The 15,126-nt window shown below is 68.8% G+C and carries 6 protein-coding genes; all 6 read left to right on the top strand.

Annotation, left to right across the window (positions count from 1 at the left end; genetic code table 11):
- Positions 1–28 precede the first annotated feature (28 nt).
- The 6 genes from J3P44_RS04360 to treZ all read left to right on the top strand — a co-directional run bounded on the left by J3P44_RS04360 (position 29) and on the right by treZ (position 15,091).
- Positions 29–1,585 (top strand): MFS transporter, encoded by a 1,557-nt coding sequence (locus J3P44_RS04360; RefSeq protein WP_255889004.1) that lies wholly within the window; start codon positions 29–31, stop codon positions 1,583–1,585.
- Between the two features lie 658 nt (positions 1,586–2,243).
- Positions 2,244–8,240, top strand: a complete 5,997-nt coding sequence (locus J3P44_RS04365; RefSeq protein ID WP_255889005.1) for an RHS repeat-associated core domain-containing protein — start codon at positions 2,244–2,246, stop codon at positions 8,238–8,240.
- Between the two features lie 90 nt (positions 8,241–8,330).
- Positions 8,331–8,738 carry a hypothetical protein gene (locus J3P44_RS04370; protein WP_255889006.1) on the top strand — a complete coding sequence of 136 codons (408 nt, stop codon included), beginning with the start codon at positions 8,331–8,333 and terminating at the stop codon, positions 8,736–8,738.
- Between the two features lie 119 nt (positions 8,739–8,857).
- A complete protein-coding gene (gene glgX, locus J3P44_RS04375; protein ID WP_255889162.1) occupies positions 8,858–11,017 on the top strand; it encodes a glycogen debranching protein GlgX in 2,160 nt (719 codons plus the stop codon).
- Entirely contained in the window at positions 11,014–13,308 is a 2,295-nt protein-coding gene (gene treY / locus J3P44_RS04380) for a malto-oligosyltrehalose synthase (RefSeq protein WP_255889007.1), read from the top strand. Before glgX ends, treY begins: the two co-directional genes overlap by 4 nt.
- 1 nt (position 13,309) lies before the next feature.
- Positions 13,310–15,091 (top strand): malto-oligosyltrehalose trehalohydrolase, encoded by a 1,782-nt coding sequence (treZ, locus tag J3P44_RS04385; protein ID WP_255889008.1) that lies wholly within the window; start codon positions 13,310–13,312, stop codon positions 15,089–15,091.
- Positions 15,092–15,126 lie beyond the last annotated feature (35 nt).

A 15,126-nucleotide genomic window follows, 5' to 3' on the forward strand; every position in this document is an offset into this window, starting at 1 on the left:
CACAGACACGCTGTGAAAGGACGGATCGATGATGGAGCAGACGAGCGCGACCCCACGGGCTGGGCGGCGCGAATGGTTGGGCCTGGCGGTGATCGCGCTGGCCTGTGTGCTGTACGTGATGGACCTGACCGTGCTGCACCTCGCCGTGCCGGCGCTCAGCGCCGACCTGCAGCCGAGCAGCACCCAGCTGCTGTGGATCATCGACGTGTACGGCTTCATGGTCGCCGGGTCGCTGATCACCATGGGCAGCCTCGGCGACCGGATCGGACGCCGCCGGCTGCTGCTGATCGGGGCCGCGGCGTTCGGGGTCACCTCACTGCTGGCCGCCTTCTCGACCTCGGCGGAGATGCTGGTCGTCGCCAGGGCGCTGCTCGGCGTGTCCGGCGCGACTCTGGCGCCGTCGACGCTCTCGCTGATCCGGAGCATGTTCCACGACCCGCGGCAACGGAGCACCGCGATCGGGATCTGGATCACCAGCTTCTCAGCCGGCGCGGCGATCGGGCCGGTCCTCGGGGGTCTGGTCCTTGAGTTCTTCTGGTGGGGCGCCGTGTTCCTGCTCAACGTGCCCGTCATGGTCGCCCTGCTCGTGCTCGGGCCGCGGCTGCTGCCCGAGTACCGCGACCCCCATGCCGGCCGTCCCGACCTGCCCAGTGCCGCCCTGTCGCTGGCCGCGATGCTCGCGCTCGTCTACGGGCTCAAGCGGGTCGCCCAGGACGGGGTGACGACGACCGCCCTCGTCGCCGCACTCGTCGGCCTGGGCCTGGGGGTCGTGTTCGTACGACGCCAGCACCGGCTGGCCGACCCGCTCATCGACCTGTCGCTGTTCCGCATCCCGGGGTTCAGCGCCGCGCTGGCGACGTACGGCATCGGGATCTTCGTCGTCTTCGGCGGATTCCTGTTCATCCCGCAATACCTGCAACTGGTGCTCGGCATGCCCCCGCTCGAGGCCGGACTGTGGACGCTGCCGTGGGCGTTGTCGTTCATCGTGGGCTCCAACGCCACGCCGATCCTGGCCCGCCGGATCGACCCGGCCTGGCTGATAGGCGGCGGACTGGTGCTGGCCACCTTCGGGTTCGCTGTGCTCCTCGGGATCGAGGCCGGCTCCGGGCTCCCCCTCATCGTCCTGGGCTCGATCGCCTTCTCCCTCGGCATGTCACCGGCCTTCACCCTCACCAACGACCTGATCATGGGGTCCGCTCCTCCGGAGCGTGCGGGTGCCGCGGCCGGCGTCTCCGAGACCGCGGCCGAGCTGGGTGGCGCCCTCGGCATCGCGATGCTCGGCAGCATCGGGGTTGCGGCCTACCGGCGCGGCGTCGACGACGCCCTCCCCAGCACGCTGTCCGTCGACCAGGCCGACGCAGCGCAGGGAACGCTCGGCGGGGCTCTCGAGGTCGGGGCCCAGCTGCCCACGACGGCCGGGGAGTCGCTGGTGACAGCCGCCGAGGCAGCATTCACCACAGGCCTGCACCTCGGTGCGCTCATTGCCGCGGCCTCGTCTCTGGCCCTGGCCGGCTTCGTCCTCGCCCGCGGGCGCGTCGGCGTCCTGACCGAGGAGCCCGAACCGGTCGACGAGGCCGTCACCTGAGCCGACTGAGGGCCACCCATGGAGACGGCCGCCGTCGGTGTGCGGTTCGCTCCCCGGGTGCGGCTGTCCACGCCATGGCAGCGGATCGACTGACGGCCGATCGACACACGCTCGATCGTTCGCCGGCCGCGGAGGCCGCGTCAGCCTTCATCGGGCTGTTTCACCAGGCCGCGAGTGTGCTCGGGCGGTGCTAGATCACTGGTGCGCCGGGCTACGCCGCACCTCGTGTCGGCGACGAGCGGCCATGCAGTCCTAGCGTGATGGGCGTGTCCTTCTCCATGCGACCTGCTCGACCCACCGCGAGCGCTAACACCCCAGCGGCCGCGCAGTCCTAGCGTGATGGGCGAGTCCTTCTCCTGCGAGCCGTGAGCGCTAACACCCGAGCGGTCTAGACCAGTGGTGGCATCCCGTGTGCTCCTCTTGCGCGCCGATGTCGTCGGAGAGGAAGGTCCCATGCACCGGTTGGCTATTCGGGGCTGACCATCTCGGGGGAGTCGCTGTGGCAGCGCTGTCTTTTCGTCGTCTTGTCCGTCCCATCTGCTTGGCCTTGACCGCGGCAACGCTGGCGTTGGTCCCCGCATCGGCTCAGGCGGTCCCGGCCGCACGGGCCGTCGCCCCGATCGCATCTCCAGGGCTTGGTGCCGCTGACATTCGGGCCATGCTGTCGCCCTTTGCGACGGCGTTGGGTCAGGGGCGGTGGCTCGCCGGGTCGTCGGTGACCTCCATGGCCAACCTGTTGCCCGGTCAGGAGCTGATCGTCGCGCCTGAGCTGCCGGTGCGCTTCGTGCCGGGCACGATCGAGTCGACACCGGTCACCGTGACGAACACGACCGCCCAGCCGCTGCCGGCGACCCTGAAGCTCTCGTACTGGTGGGCGGAGGTCGGGTCCCAGACGCCGATCAACGGACACAATGCCGCTGAGGTCCCGCTGGGGGTCGAGCTGGCTCCTGGAGCATCCGTCGAGCTGGACCTCGGGGTCAGGACGCCGATCCAGTCGGACGAGGGTGCCAAGCGCCTGGACTACGACCTCTACGTGGATCTCAAGGACGGGAGTGCCTGGTGGTCGGCCACTCACTCCTACGGCGCGTCGACCGACCGTCCCTCGCAGCTGTGCGGACTGGTCGCCGGCCGCGGCCTGATGTGTCCTGACCGACTGGTCGAGGACGCGACGTCCAACCAGCTGGGGCTCGAGAAGTTCCTCTCCTACTCCGGCGAGGACACGGGTGCAGGCACGTCCCTTGCCTCAAACCTCTCCTCGGGCAATGCGGTGTGGTCTTATGCCCCGATCCAGGTCCCGTCCATCGGCCCGTCCACGTTCGTGCGGCTGACGTACAACAGCATGGATGTCAGCGACCCGGGCACGGGCTACGGCTGGTCGGTGCAGGCGTCGACGCCGACGCGACTCGGCAGTGTGCTGTCGGTGCCCAAGGGCAATGCGGTCGCGAAGACGATGACGTTCGTCGATGGTGACGGCACCACGCACGAGTACAAGGACGGCACGCGCACAGGCTCCATCACGACCTACCGTCGGCCGGCCGGCGTGCACCTCGACCTGATTCGGGACGAGTCGCAGCCCGTCGAGAAGCAGTGGGTCTTCACCCGCCCCGACGGTCTCCGGTTCTACTACAGCCAGAGCACGGGACTGCCCACCATCGCGGTTGACACTCACGGCAACATGATGAGATTCACGCACGACCAGTACGGGCAGCTGTCCTCCCTCGCCGATAGCAGGAATCGTACGACTCTGGTCTTGAACTGGGTCCAGAAGCGGTTGGTGGGCCTGCGCGACCTGTCTGGTCGGGGGATCCAGCTGGGCTACAACGGCACTGGTCAGGTGATCTCCATCCGAGACGGCGGCAACTTCGACCTCTCCGCCGGCACCTTCTCCGGGCCGGTCAAGACGTTCGGCTTCAGCTACACCACCGAACCGGTGAACAAGAACGCCAAGCTGCTCTCGGTCACCGACCCGCGCGGCAGCACGACCGACGTCGCCTATTTCGACGCCACCGAGGAACCGAAGCGCCACTGGTGGGTCAAGCAGATCGAGGACCGTCGCGACCACACCACAGGGTTCATCTACAGCGACCCTGACGGCAATCTGGGTGAGGACGTCGAGGTGATGGTCTTCGACGACAACGGCTCCGCCACGTCAGCCACGACCTACCTCGTGGACGGCTTCGGTCGAACCGAGAGGATCCGGGACGCCAACGCCTTCCACGGCTCCCCGAACGAGGTCACCAGCCTGCTCTGGGACGGCGACCACAACGTCATCAAGATGACCGACCCCTTGGGTGCAGTGTCGGAGTGGGAGTTCGACGACGCCACTGGATACCCCACGCTGCAGCGCGATCCGGAGGCGTTCGCCTCCGGCACGCCCGGCACGCAGATGTCCTATCACCAGCTCATCGGAGTGCCAGGTCGTCCTACTGTGCTCGCGTCCATCACCGAACCCCCAGGTCAGGACGCGCCCCAAGGGCGAAAGACGACATTCACCCACGATTCCTACACAGGTGACCTCCGGTCAGTCCGAGACCCGCTCGGGCACGTCACGACTTACACCTACCACGGGGACGGCACGCTGCACACGGAGACCGACGCTCGCGGGTTGGGTCACACCACGACCTACACCAGCTACCACACCACGGGCTCGCCCATGTCGATCACCGACCCGTTGGGCAACGAAACCGCCTTCAGCTACGACGCGCGCGGGAACGTCACGAGCCTGACGGACGCGGCGGGTGAGAACAGCACGGCCACCTACGACGTTTTCGGCCGCGTCGAGACGCAGACCACGCCGCACGAGACGGGCAGCACCCGCACGACCACGACGGACTACGACCTCAACGACAACGTCACCTCTGTCACCGACCCCACCGGAGCGGTCACCAGCACGACGTACACGCCGATGGACCTCCCGGCCACCGACACGCTGCCGGCCAACAGCGAGCCCGCGAGCCCACGGGTCGTCACCTACACCTACGACATGCTCGACCGGGTGGAGCAGATGACGTCACCGGCCGGCCGGCTCACCATGTACGGCTACGACAAGGTCGGTCAGCTCACCAGCGTGCACAGGGTGTACACCGATCTCGACGGCCAGGTGAAGACGCTCCTCACGGAATACACCTACGACCTGGTCGGCAACGTGACCAAGGTCGAGAACCCGTCCAAGACGCAGACCGCGGACCTTGGCGACTTCACGACGAAGTACGTCTACGACCTCAATCACCGGGTGCGTCAGACGATCGACGCCGCCGGCAACGTGAGCAAGACCGACTACGACACCGACGGCACCGTGTCCCAGACCGTCGACCCGACCGGAGTCGTGACGACCTACGACTACGACCTCGACGGCCGGACGAAGGCCGTGACCGTGCCGCACGGGGGCCAGCCGCGCACCACGACGTACGCATATGACGCCGTCGACAACCAGACCCGGGTGACGACTCCAAGCGGTCGCTTCTCCGTGACCGTGTACGACATGCTCAGCCGCCCGATCGAGACCCGGAGCCCGTTCGACAGCGCGGGCGGTCGTTACGGACAGCCGACGCGGACCTTCGTCGAGTACGACGCCGTGGGTCGCGTGAAGAGGCAGTCCGACCCCACGTGGGCAACAACCGGTCAGGACTGGACGACCTACACCTACCACCCCTCCGGCGACATCCAATCAAGCACCGACCCGTGGAACCTCGTCACGACCTACGCCTACAACAAGAACGGCCAGCAGACCCAGCGCGTGGCACGGAGCACCGACAACAAGGCGAACCGCACCATGACGTGGGCCTACTTCCCGGACGGCTCGTTGAAGTCCCGGGGCGACGGTGCCTCCGCTCCCGCCGAGCAGGTCGTGGTCGACAACCCCGTCGGCACGATCGGCGCCGGGACGTGGAACACCTCGGCGGACGCGCGTCCGGGCAAGGTCGGGACTGACTACAGAGTCGAGAACTACACGCCGCCGTCATCCCCGAAGTGCATCGGGACGAGCTGCACCTGGGGCCCCGGACCGGGGACCTTCTCGTGGCCTCTCTCAGTGCCGACGAGCGGCTCCTACAACGTGGCGGTCACCTGTCCGCGTGACGCGTCGACCGGTGACGCGGCTACCTACAGCCTCAGCGGCAGCGGCGCCTCGGGGTCCAGCACCATCGGTCAGGGCCAGTGTGCGAGTGGCTACGCCAACGTGATGACGGCGCAACTGCACACCGGCAACGCGTACACGCTGAGCGTGCGCGGCCTGAGCATGACGAGCCAGTCCACCAACCCGCCGACTCGCACCCGTGAGACCACCCGCGCATCGGGTGACGGGTCCAAGTCGGCCGGCACGACCTCCATCGTCCCGACGGATGCGCCCAACCCGGTGACGACCGTGGCGGACGCCGTGCGCCTGACGCTGCCCTCGACCACCGCCGGTCGCTCCTACGCCTACGCCTATGACAAGGACGGCGTCGCCATCCTGACCACCAGCCAGGCGCAGGGGGAGACGGAAAAGAAGTGGGTCTCGACCCCCGACGGCCTCGGCCGGATCTCCACGGTAGAGGAGTTCCACGGGGTCGAGGCGCTCGCCCGACGGAAGACCGATTACCGCTACGACACCGCAGGACGGCTCCGCACGGTGATCGCGGACGGCAAGGGAACTGTCGACAACCAGGCGACGAGCCGCTTCACGCGCTACAGCTACGACACCCGTGAGCTCGTCCGGCTGGTCGAGTCCGGAAAGGGCTCCGCCGACCCGGACCTCAAGTCCACGACATACACCTACAACGCACGCGGGCAGCGGGCAACCGTCACCAAGGGCAACGGCAACGTCGTCACGCGCACCTATTTCGAGAGCGGTCAGACCAAGAAGACCGAGGAGATGGACGGCACGCGCCTCGTCGCGCGCCACGAGCTGACCTACAACCTCGAGGGCGACCGGAAGACCGACACCTCGACGGTCTCCAACGGCGAGTCGGGCGGCGCTGACCTCAACCAGGTCGCGACGTACACCTACACGCCGGCGCGCCAGCTGGAATCGGTCACCAAGACCGGAACCGACGCCGGCAAGAACGAGGCTTACCAGTACGACGCTGCCGGCAACACGACGTGCCAGACCATCGGCGGGACCACCACCGTCCGGAAGTACGTCCGCAATCGGCTCGACAAGAGCTGGCCGGAGGTCGCTACCTGCGACGTGACGACCGCTCCGGCAGGTGCCCTCACGCACACCTACGACTCATGGGGACGCGCCGAGCTCATCAAGAGCGGCAGCGTGGTCGCCAAGGCGTACGGCTACGACGGGTTCGACCGTCTGATCAGCGACAAGTCCTTCCCGGGCAGCGGATCCGAGGTCACGGCCTCGACGACGTACGACGCTTTCGACCGCACGATGTCGCGGGCGACCAAGGTCCAGTCGCAGGACCCGAAGACGACCCGCTTCGTCTACCTCGGTCTGTCCGACCTGGTCGCCAACGAGGAGCAGAAGAACAGCTCCGGCGCATGGGCCATCACCAAGGCGTACAGCTACGGCCCCGGTGGGGAGCACCTCTCCATGGTCGACACACCGCTCAACGGCACCGGCTCGGCCCAGACCTTCTACTACGGCACGAACCCTCACGGAGACGTCGAGACGCTCACCGACAAGGACGGCGCCACCAAGGCGACCTACCGCTACGAGGCCTTCGGCCAGCTCGACCCGAGCGGGACCACCGGCCTGGACAAGGTCATGAACGACCCGGTCCAGGACGCCGACCTGATGAACCCCTACCGCTTCAACAGCATGCGAGTCGACGGTGCGACCGGGCAGTACGACATGGGGTTCCGCAACTACGACCCGGGTCTCAACAGGTTCCTCACGCGCGACTCCTACAACGGCGCGCTTGATGACCTCGCCCTGGGTCTGGACCCGTGGACGGTCAACCGCTACGCCTTCGCGGGCGGAAACCCGGTCACGTTCAGTGAGCTCGACGGCCACCGCCCGATCGAGGAGAACGGCGACGAGGTGCAGAACCCGGGGCCGTACTTCCAGGTCAGCGCGCCTAGCTCGGCAACGAGTGGGGGCGGTGGCTCAGGATCGTTTGATACCGGAAGCACCGACAAGGGCGGAAGTTCGTTCACGCTGGACAAGAAGTCGATGGCCCAAGACGCCGCAATTGGGGCACTGCAGCAGGCGGCGAACGCATTGGGTGCTTTCAACTTGGGCACGGCAGCGGCCATCATGAGCAGCCAACACTATTGGGTGCCGACACACCGCGCAGGACCAGACCTGAAGGGCAGCAGAGCCGCAGCGTACGCCCGCTCGAACACGTGGCTGAGAGGCGCAGGGAAAGGCTTGGCAGGCGTTGGCATAGGGCTCACCTTCTACGGCGAGTGGACTCGCGACACCGACACAGAAATCTCGAACGAGGAGCGCCTGGCAGACGGGGCCATCATCTCCACCGCCGGGGCAGCTGGGGCCCTCGGGACCGGAGCAGTGATCGCGGGTTCAGCAGCTTGCGTGGGCACTCTTGTATGCGCGGCCGCTGTTGTTGTGGGTGGCGTCATGGTCAGTGCCGTCACAGGGGCGGTGCTGCATCAGAACGATGGCTGGATGACGGAGGAGGACGGGTCAGCCACCCTTCCGGACCCCGACGACATGGAAGAATCATTGATCCGGTGGGCGATACCCGGCTTGCCGTCCTGAGCGTTAGGTACGGAGATGTCACGCAACCCGGCCGAACACACAGACCAGCCCCACGTGTCCAGCTACGGGGCATCGAGCAGAGGGGACCTCATGAGAAGCGACGGGGCGGTCGACAGTTCGACCACCGGGGATCTCGATCCTCGCCGACTCCTGGCGATGGCAGTCATCTTCGTGTGCTTCTACCTCGCGATGCCTCTCATGGTCCGCGAGGCGAAGGTCCAGCCCTGGCTGTTGGTATCGGCACTCGTAGCCAGCACTGTCGCTGGCGTAGCTGTGGCAACGTTTCAATCGAAGCGAGTGGGCGCGGACCGGGGACGGTCGACGCGTTCTCCCGCCGCAACTGCCGCACGCATCGGGATGATGGGACTGATAGGCATCAGCCTGATTCTTGCGCAATCGCTGTCGATGGTCGCAGTCGGGTGGCTCGTGATCGGTGGTGCCGCACTCACGACTGGCGCAGCGGCACATGCGTGGATGAAGAAGCGCCGGAACGGGTAGCGCGGGTCCTGGGGGGTCCGCGTGACCGACTCACCGCCCACCACCTGACGGGGTGGACGAATAGAGGCCCGCCCGCGTCCGCGGGTAGCGTCACGGGGGTGACTGAGACCTGGCCCGGCATGCCCTACCCCCTCGGCGCGACCTTCGACGGGAGCGGAACCAACTTCGCGCTCTTCAGCGAGGTCGCCGAGCGCGTCGAGCTGTGCCTGTTCAACCCGGACCCCAAGAAGCGCGGGAAGTTCCGCGAGACCAGGCTCGAGGTCACCGAGGTCGACGCCTACGTGTGGCACTGCTACATCCCGACGGTCCAGCCCGGCCAGCGCTACGGATACCGCGTGCACGGTCCGTGGGACCCGACCAAGGGCCTGCGCTGCAACCCCAACAAGCTGCTGCTCGACCCCTACGCCAAGGCGACCGCCGGCGAGATCGACTGGGACCAGTCGCTGTTCGGCTATGACTTCGGCGACGAGGACTCGCGCAATGACGACGACTCCGCCGCGCACATGATTCACGGCGTCGTGATCAACCCGTTCTTCGACTGGGAGGGCGACCGCCGGCTGGCGATCCCCTACAACGAGTCGTTCATCTACGAGGCGCACGTCAAGGGCCTCACCCAGCTGCACCCTGACGTGCCCGAGGAGCAGCGCGGGACGTACGCCGGGCTCGCGCACCCAGCGATCACCGCCCACCTCACCAAGCTCGGCGTGACCGCGATCGAGCTGATGCCGGTGCACCAGTTCGTCCAGGACTCCACGCTGCTCGACCAGGGACTGCGCAACTACTGGGGCTACAACACCCTCGGCTTCTTCGCGCCGCACGCCGACTACGCGTCGAGCCAGCAGGGCCAGCAGGTCCAGGAGTTCAAGGCGATGGTCAAGGCGATGCACGCCGCCGGCATCGAGGTCATCCTCGACGTCGTCTACAACCACACCGCCGAGGGCAACCACCTCGGGCCGACGTTGAGCTTCAAGGGCATCGACAACCCGGCCTACTACCGCCTCGTCGAGGACGACCAGCGCTACTACATGGACTACACCGGGACCGGCAACACCCTCAACGTGCGCCACCCACACTCGGTGCAGCTGATCATGGACTCGTTGCGCTACTGGGTGACCGAGATGCACGTCGACGGCTTCCGCTTCGACCTCGCCGCGAGCCTCGCGCGGGAGTTCTACGACGTCGACAAGCTCTCCACCTTCTTCGAGATGGTGCAGCAGGACCCGGTCGTCAGCCAGGTCAAGCTGATCGCCGAGCCGTGGGACATCGGTCCCGGCGGCTACCAGGTCGGCGGCTTCCCGCCCCAGTGGACCGAGTGGAACGGCGCCTACCGCGACACCGTGCGCGACTTCTGGCGCGGCGAGCCCTCGCTCGGCGACTTCGCGTCACGGCTCGCGGGCTCCTCCGACCTCTACGAGCACTCGGGTCGCCGCCCGTTCGCGAGCATCAACTTCGTCACCGCCCACGACGGGTTCACCCTGCGCGACCTGGTGTCCTACAACGAGAAGCACAATGAGGCCAACGGCGAGGACAACAACGACGGCGAGAGCCACAACCGCTCGTGGAACCACGGCGTGGAGGGCCCGACCGACGACCCCGAGATCCTCGAGGCCAGGGCCCGCGAGCAGCGCAACTTCCTCGCCACGCTGCTGCTCAGCCAGGGCGTACCGATGCTGCTGCACGGTGACGAGCTCAGCCGCACGCAGCACGGCAACAACAACACCTATGCGCAGGACAGCGAGATCAGCTGGGTCCACTGGGACGACGCCGACCGGCCGCTGGTCGAGTTCACCGCCGCGGTCGCCCGGCTCCGCGCCGACCACCCGACGTTCCGCCGCAAGCGCTTCTTCGACGGCCGCACCGTCCGCACCGGGGACGGCGAGCGGCTCAACGACATCGTCTGGCTCGCCCTCGACGGCCAGCCGATGGAGGACGGCGACTGGGAGGGCTCCAAGGCGATCGGGATGTACCTCAACGGCGACGGCATCGCCGGCAAGGACGCCCGCGGCGGCACCATCACCGACGACCACTTCCTCGTCTACTTCAACGCCGACGGCCCGGCGCAGGTGACCCTGCCGCCCGAGGAGTACGCCGCGGCGTGGGACATCGTCATCGACACCGGCGGCGACCCGGACGCCGACGCGACCCTCCAGGCCGGCGGGAAGTTCGAGCTCACCACCCACAGCCTCGTCGTGCTCCGTGAGCACAGGGAGCCCGAGGCCAGCCCGGACCACTCGGTGGCTGCATCCCTTGCGGCAAGGTCGGGTACGGACGCCCCGTGACCGAGCCTGCGACCCGCGTCCCGCACAGCACCTACCGACTCCAGATCAGCCCGGACTTCGACCTCTTCGCCGCCACCCGCGTGCTGCCCTACCTGCACGCCCTCGGCGTCGACTGGGTCTACCTGTCGCCGCTGCTCGCCTCCGAGCCGGGCAGCACCCACGGCTACGACGTCGTCGCCTTCGACCACGTCGACCCCGAGCGCGGCGGCGCGGAGGGCCTCGACGCGGTGTCCGCCGAGGCTCGCCGGCTGGGCATGGGCGTGCTGGTCGACATCGTCCCCAACCACGTCGGCGTCGCGACTCCGTCGGAGGACCCCTGGTGGTGGGACGTCCTGCGGCTGGGCCGCGAGTCCGAGCACGCCAATGCCTTCGACGTCGACTGGGCCGCGGGTGACGGACGCATCCTGATCCCGGTGGTCGGGGACGACGACGAGGATGCGATCACGATCGCCGTGTCGGACTCGGGGCAGGGTGAGGTGCGCTACCACGACCAGCGCTTCCCGCTGGCCCCTGGCACGACGACGATGGAGGAGCAGCACTACGAGCTCGTCAACTGGCGCGCGGCCGACGAGGACCTCAACTACCGTCGCTTCTTCGCCGTCAACACCCTCGCCGCCGTACGCGTGGAGGACCCCGAGGTCTTCGCCGAGACCCACGTGGAGATCCGGCGCTGGTTCGACGAGGGCCTGGTCGACGGGCTGCGGGTGGACCACCCCGACGGCCTGCGCGACCCCCACCGCTACCTGGAGGACCTCGCCGCCCTCACCGGTGGTGCCTACGTCCTGGTGGAGAAGATCCTCGAGCCGGGGGAGGAGCTGCCGAAGAGCTGGGCGACCATGGGTACGACGGGCTACGACGCGCTGGCGTACGTCGACCGGGTGCTGACGGACCCCGCCGGCGAGGCGCCGCTCACCGAGCTTGAGGACAAGCTGCGCGGGGCGCCGGTCGACTGGGCGCAGATGGTGCACGACAACAAGCGCGCCGTCGCCACCGGCATCCTCCACTCGGAGGTCCTGCGGATCACGCGCGAGCTGGGCCGGGTGGTCGAGGACGCGCCCGACGAGGACCTGGTGGCCGACGCGGTCGCCGAGCTGCTGGCCTGCTTCCCGGTCTACCGCTCCTACCTGCCCGAGGGGCGCGAGCACCTCGACCAGGCCTTCGCAGCCGCCCGCGCCGCGCGACCCGACCTGGCCGCGACGTACGACGTCCTCGAGCCGGTCCTGGCCGACGGCTGGACCGCGCCGGCCCGCCGCTTCCAGCAGACCTCCGGCATGGTGATGGCCAAGGGCGTGGAGGACTGCTCCTTCTACCGCTGGTCGAGGCTGACCTCGCTCAACGAGGTCGGCGGCGACCCGTCGATCTTCACGATCGGTGTCGACGACTTCCACGAGGCGATGGCCGCCCGCCAGCGCGACTGGCCGCACTCGATGACCACGCTGTCCACCCACGACACCAAGCGTGGCGAGGACGTTCGCGCCCGGATCACCGTCCTGGCCGAGGAGCCCGCCGCCTGGGAGGAGGCGCTCACCGAGCTCCTGCGCCTCGCACCCGTGCCCGACCCGGCCTTCGGGTCGCTGCTGTGGCAGGCCGTCTTGGGCGCCTGGACCCCCGACCACCTGCCCGACCTGCCCGCGCGGCTGCACGGCTATGCCGAGAAGGCGATGCGCGAGGCCGGCGACCGCACCACGTGGACCGAGCCCGACGAGGCGTACGAGGCCGCGGTCCACGCCGCGGTCGACGCGGTCTTCGAGTCCGACGAGGTGCGCGACGTGCTGGTCGGGCTGGCGGCCCGGATCGAGGAGCCCGCGCAGGCCAACTCCCTGGCCGCCAAGCTGCTCGCCCTGACGATGCCGGGAGTGCCCGACGTCTACCAGGGCAGCGAGCTGTGGGAGACATCGCTGGTCGACCCCGACAACCGACGCCCGGTCGACTTCGAGCACCGTGCCGCCGTGCTCGCCGGCACCGGCGAGGACGATGCCGCGACCAAGCTGCACGTCACCTGCTCGGCGCTGACGCTGCGCCGAGAGCGACCCGAGCTGTTCACCACCTACACGCCGGTGAGCGCGAGCGGGACCGCGGCGGGGCACGTGGTCGCGTACGACCGGGGCGGCGCGATCACCGTCGTCACCCGGCTCCCGGCCGGCCTCGCCGCCGCCGGCGGCTGGGGCGACACCGTCCTCGACCTGCCCGAGGGGCGCTGGCACGACGTGCTGACCGGGCTCGACACCGACGGACGGCTCGCCGATCTGCTCGCCACCCACCCGGTCGCCCTCCTCGTGAGGAAGGACTGAGATGGCGCGCGGACCGTACGACGTCTGGGCCCCGCGGCCGCAGCGGATGCGGCTGGTCGTGGACGGCGACGGCGGTGGCGTGCGCGAGATGCAGCGCGGCGACGACGGCTGGTGGACGCCCGCCGAGCCGCTGCCCCCCGCCGCGAGCGACCACGAGATCGACCTCGACTACGGCTACCTCCTCGACGACGACCCCGCGCCACGCCCCGACCCGCGCTCGCGCCGCCAGCCCGGGGGAGTGCACGAGCTGTCCCGGACCTACGACCCGGCGACGTTCCGCTGGACGGACCACTCGTGGACCGGACGCCAGCTCGCCGGGTCCGTGATCTACGAGCTTCACGTCGGCACCTTCACGCCCCAGGGCGACCTCGATGCCGCCATCGGCAGGCTCGACCACCTCCGCGACATCGGGGTCGACTTCGTCGAGCTGATGCCGGTCAACGCGTTCAACGGCACCCACAACTGGGGCTACGACGGGGTCGGCTGGTTCGCGGTCCACGAGGGCTACGGCGGCCCGGACGCCTACCAGCGCTTCGTCGACGCCTGTCACGCCGCCGGGCTCGGCGTCGTCCAGGACGTCGTGCACAACCACCTCGGCCCGTCGGGCAACTACCTGCCGCTCTTCGGCCCCTACCTCAAGGACGGCCGCAACACCTGGGGCGACCTCGTCAACCTCGACGGCGAGGGGTCCGCGGAGGTCCGCCGCTACATCCTCGACAACGTCCGGATGTGGTTCGAGGACTGCCACGTCGACGCCCTGCGGCTCGACGCCGTGCACGCGCTGAGCGACACCTCGCAGGTCCACCTGCTCGAGGAGATGGCGATCGAGACCGCCGCGCTGTCGGCCCACCTGCGGCGCCCGTTGACCCTGATCGCTGAGTCCGACCTCAACGACACCACCCTGGTGCGGCCGCGGGAGGCCGGCGGCTACGGCCTCGACGCGCAGTGGAGCGACGACTTCCACCACGCCGTGCACGTCGCGCTGAGCGGCGAGACGACCGGCTACTACGCCGACTTCGAGCCGCTGGAGGCGCTCGCCAAGGTCTGCGAGCGCGGCTTCTTCCACGACGGCACCTGGTCGTCGTTCCGCGAGCGCGAGCACGGCAAGCCCGTCGACACCGAGCACATGCCCACCTGGCGGCTGGTCGTGGCCAACCAGAACCACGACCAGATCGGCAACCGCGCCCGCGGCGACCGGCTCGCCGAGCACCTCGACGACGACCAGCTGGCCTGCGCCGCCCTGCTGACCCTGGCCGGCCCGTTCACGCCGATGCTGTTCATGGGGGAGGAGTGGGCGGCCTCGACCCCGTTCCAGTTCTTCACCTCCCACGGCGAGCCGGAGCTCGGCAGGGCGACCGCCGAGGGGCGGATCGCCGAGTTCGAGAAGATGGGCTGGGACCCCGCCGAGGTGCCGGACCCGCAGGACTTCGAGACCTTCCGCCGCTCGCGCCTGGACTGGGACGAGCGGAGCACCGGGCGGCACGCCGTCGTGCTCGACTGCTATCGCCGCCTCGGGCGCCTGCGGCGTGAGCTCCCGCAGCTCACCGACCCCGCGTTCGGCTCGGTCTCCTGCTCGGTCGAGGGACGGCTGTTCACCCTGCGACGCGGTGACCTGCTCGTCGTGGTCAACACCGGCGAGGAGGCCGTCAGCCTGGACGTCGGCGAGCGCGAGGTCCTGTTCGCGACGCCGTCAGGCGTCGCCATCGAGGCCGGAGCACTGGCCGTGCCGCGACACGCCGGAACTTTGCTCGGCCCGATCACAACTTTTTCGCCGACGCCCTAGTCTCCTGTGGCAAGGGCCCCACGGGGCCATCGCAC

Source organism: Nocardioides astragali, assembly GCF_024436375.1.
GTDB lineage: Bacteria > Actinomycetota > Actinomycetes > Propionibacteriales > Nocardioidaceae > Nocardioides > Nocardioides astragali.

Bases quoted from the DNA above. Each gene is read 5' to 3' on its own strand.
- J3P44_RS04365 (WP_255889005.1), top strand. From the start codon at position 2,244: ATGCTGTCGCCCTTTGCGACGGCGTTGGGTCAGGGGCGGTGGCTCGCC.
- J3P44_RS04370 (WP_255889006.1), top strand. From the start codon at position 8,331: ATGAGAAGCGACGGGGCGGTCGACAGTTCGACCACCGGGGATCTCGAT.
- glgX (WP_255889162.1), top strand. From the start codon at position 8,858: ATGCCCTACCCCCTCGGCGCGACCTTCGACGGGAGCGGAACCAACTTC.
- treZ (WP_255889008.1), top strand. From the start codon at position 13,310: ATGGCGCGCGGACCGTACGACGTCTGGGCCCCGCGGCCGCAGCGGATG.
- J3P44_RS04360 (WP_255889004.1), top strand. From the start codon at position 29: ATGATGGAGCAGACGAGCGCGACCCCACGGGCTGGGCGGCGCGAATGG.